This is a genomic window from Actinoplanes sp. ATCC 53533 (assembly GCF_003947245.1).
On record NZ_QHHV01000222.1, the window covers coordinates 1 to 18833 of the forward strand.

The 18833-nt window shown below is 72.6% G+C and carries 15 protein-coding genes and 1 pseudogene; 6 read left to right on the forward strand and 10 right to left on the reverse strand.

Annotated elements, in window-relative coordinates; translation table 11 throughout:
* The coding region (locus DMB66_RS61840; RefSeq protein ID WP_158647609.1) for a glycosyl hydrolase at positions 1 to 862 on the forward strand (862 nt) is incomplete at its 5' end.
* Between the two features lie 29 nt (positions 863 to 891).
* Here DMB66_RS61840 and DMB66_RS49425 read toward each other — a convergent pair.
* From DMB66_RS49425 to DMB66_RS49435, 3 genes are all read right to left on the reverse strand, one after another.
* Positions 892 to 1290 (reverse strand): hypothetical protein, encoded by a 399-nt coding sequence (locus tag DMB66_RS49425; protein ID WP_125811051.1) that lies wholly within the window; start codon positions 1288 to 1290, stop codon positions 892 to 894.
* Positions 1291 to 1825: 535 nt separating this feature from the next.
* A complete protein-coding gene (locus DMB66_RS49430) occupies positions 1826 to 2557 on the reverse strand; it encodes a hypothetical protein (RefSeq protein ID WP_125811052.1) in 732 nt (243 codons plus the stop codon).
* A gap of 84 nt (positions 2558 to 2641) precedes the next feature.
* Positions 2642 to 3205, reverse strand: coding sequence for a hypothetical protein (locus DMB66_RS49435; RefSeq protein ID WP_125811053.1), 564 nt, complete (start codon positions 3203 to 3205; stop codon positions 2642 to 2644).
* Positions 3206 to 3250: 45 nt separating this feature from the next.
* On the opposite strand from DMB66_RS49435, the gene DMB66_RS49440 reads away from it, so the two are divergent.
* On the forward strand, positions 3251 to 3928 hold the full coding sequence (locus tag DMB66_RS49440) for a response regulator transcription factor (RefSeq protein ID WP_125811087.1): 678 nt from the start codon (positions 3251 to 3253) through the stop codon (positions 3926 to 3928).
* Positions 3929 to 3932: 4 nt separating this feature from the next.
* Here DMB66_RS49440 and DMB66_RS49445 read toward each other — a convergent pair whose 3' ends face one another.
* The 6 genes from DMB66_RS49445 to DMB66_RS49470 form a co-directional block, all read right to left on the reverse strand.
* A complete protein-coding gene (locus tag DMB66_RS49445) occupies positions 3933 to 5294 on the reverse strand; it encodes a HAMP domain-containing sensor histidine kinase (protein WP_125811054.1) in 1362 nt (453 codons plus the stop codon).
* Positions 5295 to 5423: 129 nt separating this feature from the next.
* The gene (locus DMB66_RS49450; protein WP_233625390.1) at positions 5424 to 8330 is read right to left on the reverse strand and encodes a M28 family peptidase; all 2907 of its coding nucleotides are present in this window, start codon (positions 8328 to 8330) and stop codon (positions 5424 to 5426) included.
* A 175-nt stretch (positions 8331 to 8505) separates the two neighbouring features.
* Entirely contained in the window at positions 8506 to 9294 is a 789-nt protein-coding gene (locus tag DMB66_RS49455) for a DUF4239 domain-containing protein (protein WP_125811055.1), read from the reverse strand.
* A gap of 87 nt (positions 9295 to 9381) precedes the next feature.
* Positions 9382 to 10074 (reverse strand): NUDIX domain-containing protein, encoded by a 693-nt coding sequence (locus tag DMB66_RS49460; protein ID WP_125811056.1) that lies wholly within the window; start codon positions 10072 to 10074, stop codon positions 9382 to 9384.
* Positions 10075 to 10123: 49 nt separating this feature from the next.
* Entirely contained in the window at positions 10124 to 11302 is a 1179-nt protein-coding gene (locus DMB66_RS49465; RefSeq protein ID WP_158647610.1) for a tetratricopeptide repeat protein, read from the reverse strand.
* Positions 11245 to 12936, reverse strand: a complete 1692-nt coding sequence (locus DMB66_RS49470; protein ID WP_158647611.1) for an AAA family ATPase — start codon at positions 12934 to 12936, stop codon at positions 11245 to 11247. The genes DMB66_RS49465 and DMB66_RS49470 overlap by 58 nt, the downstream gene beginning before the upstream one ends.
* A gap of 101 nt (positions 12937 to 13037) precedes the next feature.
* Between DMB66_RS49470 and DMB66_RS49475 the strand changes: the two genes are divergently transcribed.
* From DMB66_RS49475 to DMB66_RS49485, 4 genes are all read left to right on the forward strand, one after another.
* Entirely contained in the window at positions 13038 to 15839 is a 2802-nt protein-coding gene (locus DMB66_RS49475) for a toll/interleukin-1 receptor domain-containing protein (protein WP_125811059.1), read from the forward strand.
* A gap of 54 nt (positions 15840 to 15893) precedes the next feature.
* Positions 15894 to 16697, forward strand: coding sequence for a hypothetical protein (locus tag DMB66_RS49480; RefSeq protein ID WP_125811060.1), 804 nt, complete (start codon positions 15894 to 15896; stop codon positions 16695 to 16697).
* A 176-nt stretch (positions 16698 to 16873) separates the two neighbouring features.
* Positions 16874 to 17017 carry a hypothetical protein gene (locus DMB66_RS61845; RefSeq protein ID WP_158647612.1) on the forward strand — a complete coding sequence of 48 codons (144 nt, stop codon included), beginning with the start codon at positions 16874 to 16876 and terminating at the stop codon, positions 17015 to 17017.
* Positions 17017 to 18222: a LuxR family transcriptional regulator gene (locus tag DMB66_RS49485; protein ID WP_125811061.1), complete on the forward strand. Its 1206-nt coding sequence runs from the start codon at positions 17017 to 17019 to the stop codon at positions 18220 to 18222. Before DMB66_RS61845 ends, DMB66_RS49485 begins: the two co-directional genes overlap by 1 nt.
* Positions 18223 to 18271: 49 nt before the next feature.
* On the opposite strand, the pseudogene DMB66_RS64785 reads toward DMB66_RS49485, so the two are convergent.
* A pseudogene (locus DMB66_RS64785) lies at positions 18272 to 18829 on the reverse strand (isochorismatase family protein); the annotation flags it as partial.
* Between the last annotated feature and the right edge of the window lie 4 nt (positions 18830 to 18833).

An 18833-nucleotide genomic window follows, 5' to 3' on the forward strand; every position in this document is an offset into this window, starting at 1 on the left:
GGCCGTCGCGCCGTACATCGACATCGTCAGCGGGACCGCGGACGTCGAGGAGATCCACGACAGCACCGGGCTGACCGACTTCACGCTCGCGTTCGTGCTGGCCGACGACTCCGGCACCTGCACACCGTCCTGGGGCGGCACCAGGGCGCTGGATGATCGCGCGATCCAGGCCGAGATCGGCAAGATCGAGGGTTTCGGCGGCACGGTCACCGTGTCCACCGGCGGCGCCGACGGCAGCTATCTCGAAAAGGTCTGCTCGGCGGGCCAGCTCGCCGGCGCCTACGCGACGGCGCTGGACGCCGCCGGGAGCAACCACCTGGACGTCGACATCGAGAAGGCGATCAGCACCGGCACGGTCATCGCCGCGCTGTCCGCCCTCCAGGCGGACCGGGGTGCCGCGATCACCCTGACCGTTCCGGTCGACGGTGTCGAGATCGGGCTTCCCGAGGCGAGCGCCGGCCTGCTGCGCGCCGCGGAGCAGGCCGGCCTGGAGGTCACCATCAACGCGATGACCATGAACTTCGACGCCGACGGCGACTGGGGCGAGGCGATGACCGCCGCCGCCGAGACGGTCCACGCCGACCTCGCGGCCATCTGGACCGACCGCAGCGACCGGCAGATCTACGCCATGCTCGGGCTCACCCCGATGATCGGCGTCAACGACACCGGTCCGGTCACGACCGCGGCCGACGCCCGCACCGTGCTCGCCTACGCCGAGCGGACGGGCCTCGGCTTTCTCCGGTTCTGGTCGGTCAACCGGGACAACGGCGACTGTGCCGCCGGCAGACTCAGCAGCACCTGCAGCGGGATCGACCAGCGGGACCATGCCTTCACCAGAATCTTCGCCGGCTACCGGCGATGAGTTCGGGTGCCCGATGTGAGCCGCCGCGGTCACCGGGGGCCCGCGGGTAGGGCCGGCGGGCCCGCCTGGCCCGGCGGCCCTCCCTGGCCCGGCGGGAACGGCCGGTCCGCCACCCCCGGTGGCACCGCCAGAGGCCCGGAACCGGCTGCCGAAGCCGAAGGCGACGCTGACGCCGACGGTGCCGCCGACGCCGAGGCCGACGGTGCCGCCGAAGCGGTGGCGGCGGCGGTCGGCGAGACTGTCGCCTTGGTGGTGAGTTCCGCCTCCGGGGCCTGCACGACGCTGGTCACCACCACGCCGAGATAGAGGGCCGCGGCCAGCGTGGCGATTCCCCCGGAGATCGCGAGGATCTTTCCGCGTCGACCTGTGGAATCGACGAACACCTTACTTTCGTCGGATTCTTTCGGTGTGGTCGATGCGTAGAGCATGGTGATGGTCCCCTCCGTCCCAATCGCCGGACTCGGGGTCCGCTGGATCCGGAAGGTATTGATCGAACTTAGGTGAAACCTGTGTGGACACCCAGCGGACCCTGTGCGGGAAACAACTCCGGAGGGTGACTAAAAGGTGACGAGGCCCGGGGATATGGCCAATCCCCGGGCCTCTGGATACCACCGAATTGCACACACCAGCACGTTTAAGAGCCCGGATCAGTCATCACGACATCGGGTTTTGCCTTTAAACTACCGCCGCTCGAAGCGCGGCGGACCGGACTTGAACCGGCATCCGCTGTCCTCGTCCGGGCCCGGTCGAGAAGGTGATCGGTGGTGAATGCTGACATTGGAGCGAGAATCTGAGTCTCATACCGGCTGCCTCTGCCAGTTGGGCTACCCGCGCCCGGAGGGTGCGCGGGGCGGGACTCGAACCCGCACTGTGACCGGTGGATTCAGCTTCAGCCTCAGCTGTCAGCTTCGCGCCGAGTCACCTCGGCGCACCCCCGCGCTCCCACGGGGGAATCGGTGACGGCTACCCGAACAGGTAGCCGAAGACGGCCGCGCCGACCCGCTGGTCGGCCACCTCGGCGCCGTTGGCCTCCTCGCGCGCGAACTTGACCGCGGTCTGCAGCGCCAGCACCCGGTCGAGGATCTCGTTGACCCGCTTGGCCGGCAGCGCGCCGGAGAACTTCACGGTCGTCCAGTATCCGACGGTGATGTCCTCGTAGTACACCTCGACCTGCGCCGGGTGCTTCTCGGTGGCCTCGGCCTTGACGTGGTTGCGCGGCACCTTCTTGGTGCGGTTGGTGCGCACCGGCTCGGTGCGCCAGCTGTCCGTGGAGTCGTCGCGCAGCCAGGACTCGGCCGCGTCGAGCACCGGCAACTTCTTCACGAACGTGTGCATGTCGACCAACTGCTTCTCGAGGAACAGCAGATAGGTCACCGGCACCTGGGCCGCGATCGTCCGCCCGTCCACCACGACGTCGGCGCGGGCCACGCAATTCGTCCAGTCCTTCGTCGCGGTGACATCGAACAGCCGGGTCAGCACGCCGGCGACGTCCCGCAGGATGTCCTCGGCCTTGATCTGCACCCGCGTCGACTCGGCGGGCAACTGCTCGCCCTCCTCGTCCTTCGGCTGGTAAACGCGGGAGATGCCGGCGAGCGGCCCGGTCTTCTGCACGGCGTGATGGGCGTCGCTCAGGTCGGCGAACGCCTTACTCTTGACGCCCTTCTCCACGGCGATGATCTGGTTCAGCTTCGGCACGATCTCCCCTTTCAGCGCGACGAAACGTATCACCGCCGATCCCGGATATCGACCCGTTTTGCCGGCCGCCGGTCGACGGAAGGGCTATCCCTCGAACTCCTCCGCGATCCGCGCGTGCGGACCGTCGAGCCAATATGCGGTGATCACCGACGAATGCGACGGGCCATCGAGCCGGATCACGATGAGCGTGTCGCTGCGCCGGGTATAGCTGGCCACATAACCGGCGATCGGATCGGCGTCCAGGGCGTCGACCCGGGTGGCGGAGAACGCCACGATCGCCGTGCCGCCGTCCGCCGAGATCTCGTACTCTTCCTGCTCCTCCGGCACCGCCGGCGCCGATGCGCTGGGACGCGCCGACGGTGACGCCGACACCTTCGGCTTGGCCCGTTTGGTGGCGGTCGGCTTTGCCCGGGCGGACACCGACCTCGAGGGTTTCGGCTGCTTCGAGCCGGGCGACGACGACGGCGGCGGCGTCACCTCGGCGACGCCGAGGTGGACCTCGGTGTACCGCCGGTTGACGTCGATGGCCACCGGGGCCTCGGCGGTGAGGGCCGGCGCCAGGCCGACCCGCACCCCGAACCAGGAGACAGTGACGGCGAGCGCGGCGGCCGCCATCCAAGCAGCGACATATTTGCAGCTACGGAGCATGATCAAAGTCTCCCTCGGGGTTGTATCTTCGTGACCATGCCGCAGGTGCTGGTGATCGAGGACGATCGGGATGTACGGGAAGCGGTCGGCCGGTTACTGACGGCGAGCGGTCATGAGGTGCGGCTGTGTGGTGCCGCGCTCGACGGCCTCCATGAGGTGGGAACGTGGCAGCCGGACGTCGTCGTGCTCGATCTCGGGCTGCCCGATCTCGACGGCACCGCGGTGCTGCGCCGGATCCGGGCCACGTCGCTGGTGCCGATCCTGGTCGCCACCGCCCGGGATCAGGAGAGCGAGATGATCCGGCTGCTCCGGGCCGGCGCGGACGACTACGTGGTGAAGCCGTACTCGGCAGAGCAGATCGAGGCCCGCATCGCGGCGTTGCTGCGCCGGGGCGCGGGGACGGTCACCGCCGAGCTGGTCGTCGGCGGCCTGGTCGTCGACCGGCGGGCGCGCACGGCGACCCTCGACGGCGTGCCGCTGAGCCTGTCGCGGCGCGAGTTCGACCTGCTGGCCTACCTGGCGAGGCAGGCCGGCACGGTGGTCACCCGGCGGCAGCTGCTGCAGGACGTGTGGCCGTCGGAGAGCCACTCGGCCGAGACGGTGGACGTGCACATCACCTGGTTGCGCCGCAAGCTCGGGGAACGCGCCGCGGCGCCCCGCTACCTGCACACCGTACGCGGGGTCGGTGTCCGGCTCTCGCCGCCCGGGGAAGCCGGCGCCTGACGGGTCAGAGCCGGACATGGGTGCCACCCAGCCGGTTCCAGATCCGCCACCGCGGGATCGGCCGGGCCGCCGGCTGCGGCTCCTCCGCGAGCCCGAGGGTCAGCACCACCCTGGCGCCGCCCAGCTCACCGCGATCGATGTCGAGACCCCCGCCGGTCTCCTCGGCCAGCCGGCGGGCGATGTCGAGGCCCAGGCCGGTGGAGTCGGCGTCGCTGGCGCCCCGCCGCAGGGCCGCCGCCGGATCGGCGAACCCCGGGCCGGCGTCCTCGATCGTGACCGCCGCACCCCGCGGGCTCCGCTGGACCGTGACCCGGCAGGCGGCCGACTCCGCGGTGTGGTGGAAGACGTTGCCGAGCAGGACGTCGAGGGCCTCCGTCACGAGCGACGTCGCCGCCGGGACCATGACCGGCCCGGCCGGCATCTCGCCGACCTGCCATGGCCGCTCCTGGTCCTCGGCGAGGGCGCCCCAGAACGCCGCCCGGTCGGCGACGACCTCACCCAGGTCGCAGCGGAGCTTGGGCCGGGACGCCAGCGGCCGGCCGGCCTCGACGATCACCGCGTTGATCTCCTGCTCCAGGCGACCGACCACGTGCAGCTGGCGGTCCCGGTCCTCGCCCGGTGGCAGCGCCTCGGCGTTCAGCCGTACGGCGGTCAGCGGCACCCTGAGCCGGTGCGACAGGTTCGCGGCGAGCGCCCGCTCGGCCGCCAGGAACTCGAGGAACTGGTCGGCGAGGCCGTTGAGCGCCGCGCCCACCTCCTCGATCTCCGGCGGCCCGCTCGGCTGGGCGCGGGCGTGCAGCCGGCCCGAGCTGAGGCTGGCCGCGGTGCGGGCCAGGTCGCGGGAGGAGCGCACCACCCGGGCGGCGAGCCGGTCCGCGAGCAGGGTGCAGAGCGCGATCAGCACCATCGCCTCCCCGATGAGCACCAGCCAGGCCTTGCCCACACCGGCCCGCAGGGCGGCCGTCGGCACGGACACCTCGATGACGGCGACCTGGCCCTGCGGCAGCGCCACCGCCCGCAGGTAGGCGAGACCACCGGAAACCTCGACCCGGGTGGCGGTCTGTCGCTGCCGGACCCGGTCGATGTCGGTGGCCGGGACGTTCGAGAAGCCCACCGTCCCCAGGGCCGGCAGATGCGCGGCCAGCCGCCCGTCCTGCCCCGCCCGGGTGCTCATGATCGAGTTGAGGACGAGCTCCCGGTCGGTGGCCACCACGACGACCGCGGACAGGCCCAGCGCCTGCCGTTCCGCCTCGCGCAGCGCGTTGTCCTCGGCCGCGCTGCCGACCAGCAGGCCCAGCGGGATGACGAAGGCGAGCGCCACCAGCGTCGTCACCGCCAGGGCGACCAGCACATAACTACGTCTCATGGGGTGGCGCCCGTCGGTTGGTGGATCGGGTGCAAGACCATAACGGCCCGGGTCCTCCCGGTAAAGCGAGAGCGGTACCGCCCCGGGGGCGGTCGGGGCGGTACCGCTCTCACCGTGGGCTCGACAGGCTCAGAAGGTCAGGGCCCACGAGTTCAGCACACCGGTGTCGCCGGTGTACCGGTCGCGGACCCGGAGCTTCCAGGTGCCCGCGGCCCGCTCCGCGGCGGCGTCCACCGCGAAGCTGCCCTTGACGCCGTCGGCCGAGTCCAGCCGGCTCGACGACTTGATCCGGTAGACGGAACCGTCCGGAGCGACCAGGTCGATCTGGAGGTCGCCGCGGAAACTGTGGGTGATGTCGACGTCGACCTTCAGCGTCTTCGGCGCGGAGCCGGTGAGCCGCACGGTGATCGGGGACTCGACGATCGTGCTGTCCGCGATGTCGAAGTCCGCCGGGTTCTCCAGCCGGGTGCCGCCGGGCGGCGGGGTCGTCGGCTGGGGCGTCGGCGGGGTCGTCGGCGGGGTGGTGGGCTGGGTCGTCGGCTGGGTCGTCGTCGCCGTCACCCCGGTCAGCTTCCATGCCGCGACCGCGGCCGCGTCGGTGTGCGTGTCCAGGGCAGCCTCGTTGACGTTGGCCAGGGTGTCGCACGCCTTGTGGTAACAGGAGTCGAACGGCTGCCCGGCCTTCCCGCCCCACTTGGCCGCCTGGGCCGCGCTCATCGTCGGCGCCAGGCTCAGCGTGGCCGTACCGCCGGTCGGGATGCCCGCCGCCAGGAACGAGGCGTGGTCGGAGCGGCCGTCGATGTCGACGCCCTCGGGCTGCACGTTCTCGGCCGCGAAGCCGGCCCGCAGGGCATCCGCGACGAAGCCGCCCCTGCTGTCGTCGTTGTAGACGAAGTACCCGGCGTTGGGCGATCCGGTCATGTCGAAGTTGAGATACGCGTCGAGCTTCGCCTTCTGCGCCGCGCTCAGCGCCGCGACGTAGCTCTTCGAGCCGACCAGGCCCTCCTCCTCGGCGTCCCACCAGCCGAACCGGATCGCCTTGGCGCCGTTCGCGCCGCTGGCCGCATAGTCCAGCGCGATCTGCAGGATCCCCGCGGAGCCACTGCCGTTGTCGTTGATGCCCGGCCCTTCCGCGACGCTGTCCAGGTGGGCGCCGAGCATGACCACGTGGTTCTGGTCGCCGCGGCCGGGGAGATCGGCGATCAGGTTCCTGCCGGTGATGCCCTGCCGGGTGAACTGCTGGACGCGGGTGGTGTATCCGGCGGCGTCCAGCTTTCCCTTGACGTAGTCGAGCGAGGCCTGGAAACCGGCCGTGCCGTTGGCCCGGGTGCCGCCGTTCGCCTTCGCGATCCGGTCGAACTCGGTCAGGTGGGCCTTGACCTTCGCCCGGTCGATGTCCGGGATGCCCGGCTGGGTGGTGGGTGCCGACGTCGCCGAGGGGGCCGGCGACGGGGCCGACGACCTGGACGGGGCCGGGGCCGGAGTTGAGGTGGCGGTGCACGTCGGGTCCTGCCTCGACGGCACGCTCACCGCGTTCCACGCCGCCCGCACGGCGTCGAACTCGGTGCAGCTGCCCGGGTGCAGCTCGACGGCGGCCTCCAGGGTCGCCTTGCGCACCTTGCTGTACGTCCAGCCGGACGTCTTGCGCAGCAGGGCGTGATAGAAGATGTCGCCCGCCGCCCAGATGCCGACGCCCTTGACCGTGCTGTTGTCGCAGGTCGGGCTGGCCGGGCCGGACGCCGGCCGGGAGCCCTCCGCGGTCAGGTAGAACCAGTGGTTGAGCGGGCCGGCGGCCGAGTGCACCTCGGTGTTCGGGATGGCCGACGACCAGCAGTTCGGGTCGCCGACCTGGGACGGGTCGACCATGTTGCGGATCGGACCGCTGCCGGCCAGGTCGACCTCCTCGCCGACCAGGTAGTCGGCCGGGTTGCTCGGGTTGGCCGCGAAATGCTCCGCCAGGGCGCCGAAGATGTCGCCGGTGCCCTCGTTGAGGCCGCCGGTCTCGTTCGAGGTGCCGCTGTTTCCGCCCGGGGTGTGGCAGAAGACCCCGTGCCCCAGCTCGTGCGCCACCACGTCGATGGAGTTGATCTGCTGGGAGTTGTCGCTCGTGTGGCCGTACTTGGTCTCGTCGGCGCCGGCGCTGCTGGTCGCGGCGCAGCTGTAGTACGCGTTGACGTCATCGAGGCCGACGAACATGGTGGCCGTGCCGCCCCGGTCGTCGATGCCGTCGCGGCCGAACTTCGCCTTGAGCATGTCCCACATCGCGGCCCCGGCGTACTGGGTGTCCACCGCGGCGGTGGTCCGGTCCGTTCCGCTGCCGTTGCCCCACGCGTCGTCGGCGTCGGTGAAGCCCCGGCCGGTGCCGTCGTCGAGGGTGCGCATCCCACCGCGCGAGGTGTCGCGCAGCTCGAATTGGCTGCCGCTCCGGGTGGTGCCGATCCGCACACGGCCGTTGTAGTGGCCTTCGCCGGTCCCGCCGGAGACCTGGTCCCACGAGCCCACGTAACGTCCGGTATGCGCGTCCACGTAGGCGTGCCGCCGGCTCGGGAGCCCCTCGGACTCGCCTTCGACGATGACTTCCCAGACCAGCTTGGCCCGGTCGTCGGCGACCACGCCGAGGGACGGCGTGCCGACGACCTTTCCGGGGTGCTTCTGCCGCACCACGGACGCCGCCTTGGCCGAGGCCACCGCCGGCTTCGTGGAGACCTTGATCGGTGCGGAACCGGCGGTGCTGCTCCTTACTGCCCCGGTGCGGTCGGTGACGACGACCACGTCGCCACCAACAAAGACACGCAGATCCTGATAGGTACGAGTGTAGTTGACATAGTTCAGCCCACTTTCTGTAGTAACGACTGATTTACGGGTGAACGACTCGCCGGGCGCCCGGTCGAAGCCGGTGGACTCGCCGGTGACGAACTGGTCGGCCGTCGCCGCACTGAGCGCGGCGGTGTCCGGCCCGGTCGGCTCGGCCGCGGCCCCGCTGCCCGGATAGAACCCGGCGGCGACGGCTCCCGCGCCGAGCAGGGTGAAGGTCACGCCCCCCGAGCGCGGTCACGCGCAGTCTGGACTTGCTCCACGGTCGCCTCATGATCGGGCGGTTCCGGGTTCGTCATCGATCTTGGTCATTGCCCGAGTCTCGGGGCCCGGATCTTAAGGGCGCAGGAAGGATCGCTATCGGAGCCGTAACGGTCTCCCCCGCCCCCGGTGCCTGCTACCGATCCGTCCGCAGGTCGGTGATGACCTGTTCGTAGGCGTCGGGCGTCACGGCGAAGGACCCGTAGTAGGGGTAGTTCATCTCGATGATGAGGAACAGGTTCGTCGCGATGACCGCGCTGGACAGCACGAGCAGGATGCGGCGCACGGCGCTGTCGTCGAGCCCGAAGAAGAGGCCCATCGCCACGATCGCGGCGGTGGAGAACAGGACGCCGAACCACATCACGTCGGACATCCGCTGGTCGTCCGCCTCGGAGTCGGAGTCGTGGTGGTACACCTCCGCGCGGCCGATCCGCTCGATGGCCTCGTGGACGAAGGCGCGCTGGGACTCCGTCGTGGGCCGCAGGGTGTCGATGGTGGCGGTGAGCTCGCTCAGGTCGGCGGTGCGCCGCCGCTCGGGTCCCTGCTCCCGGCGCGCGTACCAGTCGGTGACGATATCCGTCTCGTACCGGACGACGTCCTCCGAGATCTTCCGCTGGATCTGAGCACCGAAGACCGCGCCGGCCGGCACCAGGGCGGTCAGGTTCGCCGCCTCGTCCCGTGAGGTGTCCTTCGCCGCGGTGTAGCCCTCCCAGAGCGAGACCACGCACAACCCGATGACGATCGCGTACGCCACGCCCACCACCGAGACGATGACGCCGGTGACCTCGTTGTGCGGCCCGAGCCGCTGGTGCGGCAGGGTGCGGTGGATCAGCTGGTCCATGCCCAGGGTGACGGCCGGGAGCCCGCCGATCAGCAGAATTCCCACCAGCCACGCCGGTAGGTCCCGTACGAGCCAGAGTTCCACGCTACTCACGGTAGGGCCGGCGGCACCGCTTCGCTCCTGAACGTGTCAGGTCCAGGTGGTGCGGCCCGCAGGTACGCCGCGAACGGCTCAGCGAGCGCCGCCGCGCAGGATCGGCGGGTTGAGCGCGCTGGCCCGGCCGGCCCGGTAGAGGGCCGCCGGACGGCCGGTCGCCGGCATCCGCCGGCCCCCGGTGGCCTCGACGAAGCCGTCCGTGTTGAGCACCTTGCGGTTGAAGTTGCGCGGGTCCAGCGGCGCGCCCCACACCACCTCGTAGACGTTGCGGAGGTCGCCGATGGTGAACTCGGGCGGGCAGAACGCCGTCGCCAGCGTGGTCAGCTCCAGGCGCCGGCGGGCGCGTTCCACCGCGTCCGCCAGGATCTGGTCGTGGTCGAAGGCCAGGTCGCCGCCGAGGTGGGCGACATTCATCCAGGACGCGCTGCGCGCGTCCGACCCGGCGGTGGGCACCGGCAGGTTCGGCATGATCGCCAGGAACGCGACGCTCACCACCCGGCCGCGCGGATCCCGGTCGGGCCGGCCGTACACCGCGAACTGCTCGAGATGCAGGCCGGCGCCGTCGAGCCCGGTCTCCTCGCCGAGCTCGCGCACCGCGGCGTCGTCGATGTCCTCACCGGTGCGCAGGAACCCGCCCGGCAGCGCGTGCCTGCCCTCGAACGGCTCGTTCGCCCGGGTGATGACGAGCGCATGGAGGCTGTCGTCGCGCACGGTCAGGATGGCGAGGTCCACCGCGATGCGCAGCTGAGCATGGTCCCGGGCGATCATCCGCCGAGCATAGCGTTGTTGTTGGTGTGACATAAACCCCCGCCCGGGGCTATCTCGGCGGGCCCGGTGTGCCGTCGTCCTGGCTCCGCAGGTCGGCCTGGACGGCGGCCGCCTGGTCCGCGCCGAGCCGGCGGAAGATCGCTTCGGCCTCGGTCCACCGCTGCCGGGCGAGCGCGGTCCGCCCGGCGTCGGCCGCCACGGCGCCGAGGACGTGCAGTGCCCGGCCCCGCTCGTGGTCGCTGCCCGCCCGCGCGCTGAGGTCGGCGGCCCGCAGGCCGCACTCCTCCGCCTCGGCGGCCCGGCCGTCGCGGCGGTAGATCTGCGCGAGCGTGGTCAGGGTCTGCGACGCGTCCAGCTCCAGGCCCAGCTCCGTGAACCGGTCGAGGGCCTCCCGGGCATGCCCGGCCGCGTCGCCGAGCCGGCCGAGGGCGAATTCGGCCCGGGCGATGCTGCGCAGCGTGATGCCCACCTTGCGCGGCACTCCGGCGCCCCGGTAGAACGCCAGCGCGGCGTGCTGGTGCCGCAGGGCCTCCGCCGAGTCGCCGCGGCGCCGCAGGATCGACGCGAGGTTGACCCGCGAGTCGGTCGCGCCCTGCTCGTCGCCGGCCCCGGCCAGCAGCTCACCGGCCCGCCGGTATTCCTGCTCGGCCGCGTCGGCCCGGCCGGCCTCCAGCAGGGCCCGGCCCAGATTGTTGCGGGTCATCCCCTCGGCGCGCCGGTCGCCGAGCCGCACGCAGGCGGCGACGGCCAGCGTGTGGCTCTCCAGCCAGCCGTCCAGGTATTTGGTCAGGTAGAAGTAGTCGCGCAGCACATAGGCCAGTTGCCAGCGCCGGGAGTCGAGCGCGGTGGGCTCGAGCCGGCACATCTCGACGAGGTTGTGCCGCTCCTCGTCGAACCAGCGCAGGGCCGACGCCCGATCGGCGAAGTGGGCCTCCGTCGCGGCCCGGCCCGCCAGGGGTACGCGGTACCGGTGCGGCATGATCACCCGCCCGGCCCGGTCGGCGGTGTGCAGGTAGTGATCGGCCAGGCGCAGCAGCGCGTCCAGCCGGGCCGCCGGATCGTCGACGTGACCGCCCAGCTCGCGGGCGTACGCCCGGATCAGATCATGCGTCTGGAACCGGTCGGCGGCGGCCTCGGTGATCAGGTGCGCGGTGACCAGCCGGCGCAGCGTCACCCGGGCCCGGGCCGGGGTGGTGTCCAGCAGGGCGGCGACGGTGTCCAGGGCCACGCTGCCGCCGGGGTGCAGGCCCAATCGGCGAAAGGCCACCGCGTGCCGCTCGTCGAGCGCCGAGTAGGACCAGGACAGCACGTTACGGATCGCCGAGTACGGATCATCGCCGGTGTCGAGGAAGTCCAGCGCCGTGCCGCTCCGCTCGAGGTCGCCGACCAGCGCGGCCAGGTCCTCGTGCGGCCGGGCGGCGACCACCTCGGCGGCGATCCGCAGCGCCAGGGGCAGGCCACCGCAGTGCCCGGCCAACCGGTCGGTCGCCGCGGGATCGGCATCCGCGCGGTCGCCGACGGTGGCCCGCAGCAGGGCGACCGACTCGGCCGGTGGCAACCGGTCGAGTTCCACCCCTCGGCCGCGTGCCGCACCGCGAGACCGCGCAGCGCCTCGCGGCTGGTGATCAGCACGGCGCAGCTTCCGGCGCCGGGCAGCAGCGGGCGAACCTGCTCGATCGACTGCACGTTGTCCAGCAGCACCAGCGCCCGCCGGCCGTCCAGCGCCGTGCGGAAGCGAGCGGCCCGCTCGTCCAGCGAGCCCTGCTCGGCGGCCCGGGACTGACCGAGCGCGCGGAGGAAGCCGGCCAGCACCTCCCGGGGCTCCAGCGGCTGATCCGGCCCGAAGCCTCGGACGTCGGCGTAGAGCACGCCGTCGGGAAAGGCCTCGGCCGCGTCGTGTGCCCAGTCCACGGCCAGCGCGGTTTTGCCGGCACCGGCCATGCCGGTCACCACCGCGATCCGGGGGCGATCGCCGGCGGGCCGCAGCAGGATCTCGTCCAGCCGGGACAGCTGCGCCGCACGGCCGACGAGCGCGCCGCCGCGCCCGGGCAGCTGCCGCGGGATGTCGGTCGGGGCTGCCGGTGCGGAAGCCGGGGGCGCCGGCGCCGCGGAGGCCGGGAGCAGCTCGGCGACGACGGCGAGCGCGAACGCGGCGGCCCGGTCGGCCGCGGCCGGCTGCCACCCCTGGTCGTCGGCCGCGTGCTTGCGGCCGTCGGCCTTGTCGCTGATCCCCCGCACGGTGAGCACGGGTAACGCGCCGTTGAGATGCGCGGCCTGGGCGATGCCGGCGCTCTCCATCTCGATGGCCACGGCGTCGCCGTAGGTCTGGCGCAGCTGCGCCGACAGTGGATCATCGAGGGCGTTGAGCACCACCTCGCCGGCGGCGATCGGCCGGAAGTGCACGCGCGGGCGCCCGGCCGCCGGTGGCAGCAGCCCCGTCCAGGCGTCGGACCGGGAGACGTGCCGGGCCAGCTGGTCGAGCTGATGCGGTGCCTCCCAGCTGCGCGGCCGGGCCCGGAATCCGTCGGATCGCATCGTGCCGCCGTGGTAGGCGTACACCTTGGTGGCCACGACGACATCGCCGAGGTCGATGTCGTCGCGCAGGGCGCCGGCCACACCGACGAACATCAGCGCCCGGGGGCGGAACATGGCGATCGCCCGTTCCGCCAGCACCGCGGCGGCGTTGTTGCCCTCACCGGTCACCGCCAGGGCGATGCGCCCGCGGCCCGCGGGCGGGCGGCCGACGGTGAAGATCGTCCCGGATGGATGGTCGACGCGGCGGCATCGTCCCAGCCACTGCCGGATCGACCGGTGCTCGAGCTCGAGGGCGGTCAGCACGACGATCACCGGACCGTCGTCCACGTGACACACTCCCGTCCCCGGCATGTCGGCCCACGTGCGGATGCACCAATCTAACGCGTGACGACCTGCTTCCCGTTCGCTGCGAAGGGTAGGAGAACTCCGTGGACGTCTTCCTGAGCTTCACCCGAAAAGGGCACCCCGAGCTGGCGGAGCGGGTTCGGAAGGTCCTGGACGGCGCCGGGATCCAGGTCTTCGTCGACACGGGCGTGCCCACCGGTGAGAGCATCTCCCGGCACCTCGCCGACGAGCTGTTCGGCAGCCGCCTGCTGGTGGTGGTCTACTCCGCCGCGTTCCCCGGGCGGCACGCCTGCCAGTGGGAGCTCATCCAGGCGTACCTGGCCGGTGCGGCGGAGGGCGACCCCACCGGCCGGATCCTGGTGATCAACCCGGAGCCGGGCAACGACCACATCGTCCCCGCCGCGATCCGCGACTCGATGTACCTGCGTCCCGCCGACCTCGACCGGCTGCCGCAGGCCGTGCGCGCCAAGCTGGCGCGGCTGCCGCGGCCGATGTCGGCGGTCGCCCGCCGCGACCAGCCCCGCTGGTTGCCGCCGACGGTGCCGGGCGTGCCCGGCTTCGTCGGGCGGTTCCCGGATCTGTGGCGGCTGCACGACGCGCTGACGAGCGTGCGCCGGCCGCTCACCCAGCCGGTCTCGGCCGACCCGGTCGTCATGGTCACCGGCCTGGGCGGCATCGGCAAGACGTCGCTGGTCCGGGCGTACGCGTGGTTCTTCGGCGAGGCCCATCCGGGCGGCGTCCACTGGATCGGCGTCGGCGGTCCCGGCGGGATCGGCGCCGCCCGGCGGCGCTTCGCCGACCAGCTGCGGGCGCTGGCCGAGGCGGTGGGGATTCCGGTACGGGAGGCGAGCGACGCCCGGATCCGGCTGTTGTTCGGCGCCTATCTGGACAGACAGGGGTCGCCCTGCCTGTGGATCATCGACGACCTCCCGGCGGACGCCACGCTGGACGGGCTCGCCGCGTTCCTGCTGCCGTCCCGGTTCGCCCGGCACGCCTTCACGACCCGGCGCACCGGCACCGGACCCGAGGTGGCCCGGGTGCCGCTCGACGGCCTCGCCGGCCCCGACGCCCTGCGCCTGCTGGACGGCTTCCGGGAAGTGACGGACACCGACCGGGACGCCGCCACGACCGTGGTCGCCCGGCTGGGCGGTCATCCGCTCGCCCTGCGCGCCGCCGGGGCCGTGCTCGAGGACCAGCACGGCCGGATGAGCTACGGCGACTACGCCGTCACCCTCACCCGGAGCGGCACCGGCGACACCGTTCTCGCCGCGATCCAGGCGTCGATGGCCGCGCTGAGCGAGCGGGCCCGGGTGATCGTCTCCATCGCCGGGGTGCTCGCACCGGCCGCCGTACCGGTGGCCCTGCTCGCCGCGGTCGAGGCCGACCTCGGCGCCGACCTTCCCGCGGCCGCCACCGACCCGCTGCGGGAGCTGGCCCGGCACGGGGCCGCGAACCGGATCGACGAGACGTGGCTCATCCACCCGCTCGCGATCGACGCCGTGGCGGGCCTGGGCGCGCCGGCCGTCCCGATCGACCGGATCGCCACCGCGACGGCCCGGGCGCTGGCCGGCCTGATGCTGGCGGCGGGCCCGGCCGCGGGCTCCGCCGTCCTGCTCGGGCGGCACGCCGAGGTCCTGGCCGGCCACCGCGACCAGGTCGGTGCCGACCTGGCCGACACCCTGCGGCGCCTGGTGGCCGCCCGCCACGAGCACGTCGGCGATCCGGTACGGGCGGCGGCGCTCCGCTACGAGATCGCCGCGGCGAACCCGGACTCCGGCGCGGACCAGGCCGCGTACGCGCTCGCCGGGGTGGCGAACGGCGAGTACACCCGGGCCGCCGAACGCGCGCGGCTGGCCCTGAGCTCGCGGGTGGACGCCGACACCGCGGTCCGGGCGCGCTGGGCACTGGCGGCGGCCCTCGACGGGCTCGGGAGCTTCGGCGAGGCGGACGAGCTGTGGTCCGCACTCGACCACAGCGACTGGCACCCCGGCCGCGGACAGCGGATCGCCTTCGACGTCGCCCGCGCCCGGGCCCTGATCGCCCGCGGCCGGCTCCGCGACGCCGGGTCGGTCCTGGAACCGCTGGCGGCGTCACCGCTGGACGAGGACGCCGACCAGGTCAACGCCGCCCGCATCGAGCTGAGCCGGTTGCTGCTGCTGACCAGCAGCGAGCGGCGGGCGAGAGAGCTGGCCGCCGAGGTGGCGACCTGGTATCGCGAACGGGACGCGGCCGAGCACGTCCGCTGCCTGGAAGCCGATCTGGTCTGGGCGGAGGCGGCGGTCTCCCTGGACCTGTTCGAGCTGCGACCGGACACGAGCAAGTGGGTCGAGGCGGAGGCGACGCTGGAACGCCTCGACAGCAGGTACGGCGCGGCCGCCGTGCCGGACAGCGTCGCCGACCTGACCGTGGCCGTACTCCGGAGCCTGGTCCTGGTCCGGCTGGGCAAGCAGCGGGAGTGCCGCGCGGTGCTGCTCCCCCGGATGGACCGGATCCGCGCCGAGCTGGGCGAGCGTCACCCGCTGCACCTGCGGGCCCGGTACATCCTGAGCCTGGCCCACCTCCAGCTCCGGGAGAACGCGCAGGCGGCCGCGATGCTGGCGGAGACCTGGCAGGCACAGCACGACGTGCTCGGCCCGGGCCACCCGGACACGCTGGCCAGCCAGCTGGAGTACGGCATCGTGCTCAAGTTCGTCGGCGAGCCGAAGCGCTCCGCCGAGCTGATCGACGACGTCTGCCGGCGGCTGCCCACCGAGATCGGCCGGCGCAACGACCTCTACGGGCGGGCCCAGTTCGCCAAGCGGATGCTGCCGTTCTTCCCGGCGCTGGTCCTGCGCGGGCTGCAGGACTTCGAGCGGCTGTTCAGCCGATTCCAGCGCGGCAAGTGACCGCGCGCTGACTTTGTGTTAGATTGACACTAAGTCGGCGGAAAGGGCGATCCCATGCGACTCTGGCGCTATCTCGACCTCTACTTCACGATGCTGGTCGCCGTCACGGTGGGGCTGCTGGGCGTCCTCGATCTCGCGAGCACCGGCATCATCGCCGGCGCGACCCTGGCCACCCTCGGCGTGCTGAGCACGGGCACCCTCACCGGCCGCCTCCAGATGCGGCGGCTCAACGACACGGCGGCCGAGCTCACCGCGCTGACCCGCGAGGGCTTCGGCGGCACACCCTCGGCCGACCGGCTGCTGGCCGCCTCGCAGGCCGGCCTGGAATCGGATCTCGGCACGGCCGGCGAGATCGCCATCATCGGCGTGACCCTCAGCCGCACGCTGCGCAATCAGCTGACCGACCTGCGGGCCTGCCTGCACCGCGGCGGCGTGGTCCGGATCGCGCTGATCGACCCGTCCGACGCGACGGTCGCCGAGGCCGCCCGGCGCAGCACCATCCCGGACGCCCCGGAGATCTTCGCGCACCGGCTGCGCCCGAGCCTCGACCTGCTGCGGGAGCTGGCCCTCTCCGCCGGGCCGGGCCGCCTCGAGACGCGGCTGATCGGCTTCGTCCCCGCGGTCGGGCTGCTCATGATCGACCCGGCCGAGGCACACGGACAGGTACGGGTGGACATCTACTCGCATCGGTTCGCCGCCCCGGAGCCGACGCTGGCGCTGCTGGCCCACCGCGATCCGGTCTGGTACCGCCACTTCCGCCAGGAGTTCGAGCAGATCTGGTCCACCGGCCGGCCCGTGCTCGCCGCGGTGGCGACCGGCCCGGATCCGGACGAGGCCACGATCGCGATCGCCGCCTGACAGCCGCGGCCCTTCCGGCGCCACCCGGGTGACCCGGGCGGCGCCGGGTCCGCGCGCCCGTCCTCGGCGGCGATCCGGAGCAGGGATCTATATGTCATATTGACATGAACACCTTCCCGGGCCTAACCTAGCTTTGCGTCTGATTGACATTAACGGCCCTCATCAAGAAGGTTCCCATGGCTCAGATGACACCCCGGTCCACCGTGCCCGAACCGCAGCTGGAGAGCCGCGGGCGGCTGCCCGACCCGCCCGCGGCCCCGGACGGGATCGGCCGCAGCGACCTCGCGGCCCTGCCGCGCGACCACCAGGCGCCGGGCTGATGAGCGGCTCGCCGGCGTTGATCGGACGCGACCGCGAGGTCCGGCAGTTCACGACGCTCCTCGACACGGTGGCCCCGGGGCGGCCGGCCGTCCTGGTCGTCGCGGGGCCGCACGGGAGCGGCCGGAGCCGGCTGCTGGCCGAGTTCGCCGCCGCTGCCCGGCGCACCGGCATGACGGTGCTGCCCGGCCCGGAGTGGATCGCCGCCGCCGGGGCATGCCTGGCGGGGGCGCCGGCCGGCGGGCCGGGCCCGCGGTTGTTCCTCTGTGATCATCCGCAGCGGCTCGATCCCCGCGGGTGGACCGCGATCGAGCTGCTGGCCGCGTCCCACCCGGTGCTCGTCGTGGTGACCGCGCGGGGAGGCGTCGACCCGGTGGCCGCCGGGCATCTCACCGCACCCGACGTCCACCGGATCCGGCTGGCACCGCTCTCCCCCGGCGAGGTGGAGCGCCTGGTCACCCTGCTGCTGGCGGGACGGCCCAGCGCGGAACTGCTCAGCCTCACCGGGGTCGCGGCGGGACGTCCGGGTGCCGTCCTCGACCTGATCACCGGGCTCCTCCAGGAGGGCCTGGTCCGCGTGGTCGCCGGGCGGGCGGTGCTGGCCACCGTACGGCTGCCGGCACGCACCCGGTCCCGGCTCGGCAGCCAGCTGGCGGCCCTGTCGCCGCAGGCACGGCATCTGCTGCAGGCTGCCACCACGCTGCGGTCGCCGTTCCGCCTGGTCCGGCTGACCCGCCTGTTGGGGGTCAGCCCGGTGGCGCTGGTGCCGGCGATCGACGAGGTTCTCGAGTCGGGCCTGCTCACCGGCGACAACGACGTGCTCATGGTCAGTCACGAGCTGATCCGCCCGGTGGTGGAGGCCTCCATGCCACGCTCGGTCGTGGCGGCCCTGCGGGAGGAGCGGCCGGTGCGCCGGGTGCCGGCGCCCCGGGAGCGACAGCCCACCCGCACGCTCCCCGCGGTGCGCCGCGTCGGCGACTGGAGCCTGCTCACCGAGCGGGAGCGGGAGATAGCGGGCCTGGCGGGCCGGGCGCTGACGAATCGGCAGATCGCCAGCCGCCTCGGCCGGTCGCCGCACACCGTCAACTATCACCTCCGGCTGATCTATCAGAAGCTCGCCATCTCCTCCCGGGTCGAACTCGCCGCGATGGTGCGCCAGCAGGAGCCGGCCGGGGCGCCAGAGCTTCCCGCAGCCGGTCCGTCGTGATCGGGACGGCGCAGCGCCCCGCCGCATAGCCGAGCGCCATCAGGTGATCCGTCAGGCTGAAATCGGCGACCGCGTCGGCGACCAGGAACGTCTCGATGTCGTGCGAGAACGCGTCACCTGCGGTGAACAGGCACCCGATGTGGGCGAAGACGCCGCAGATGATCAACTGGTCCCGGCCCAGCGCGGACAACCGCCCGGCCAGCCCGGTGCCGAAGAAGGCGCTGTAGCGGTACTTCGTCACGACGAGCTCGTCCGGTGCGGGCCGGAGCTCGTCGATGATCTCGCCGCCGCGGGGTTCGCCGGTCATGCCGGCACCCCAGATGTCGTGCAGCAGGCCGCGTTCGGACCGGGACATCCGCCCCGGCTGCGCGCTGTAGAGCACCGGCACGCCGGCCGAGCGCGCGGCCTGCCGGGCCCGCACCGTGTTGGCGACCAGCTCGACGGTCGGCGAACGGGCGGGCGGGAAGAAGTCGAGAAAATAGCGCTGCATGTCATGGATCAGCAGGGCCGACCGGAGCGGGTCCGGTCGCCAGCGGGGCTGTCCGGCGGCCGGCGGAGCCTCGTCCGGCATCGGGTAGGAAGCGATCCGCGGAATGGTCACTGTCATTGCT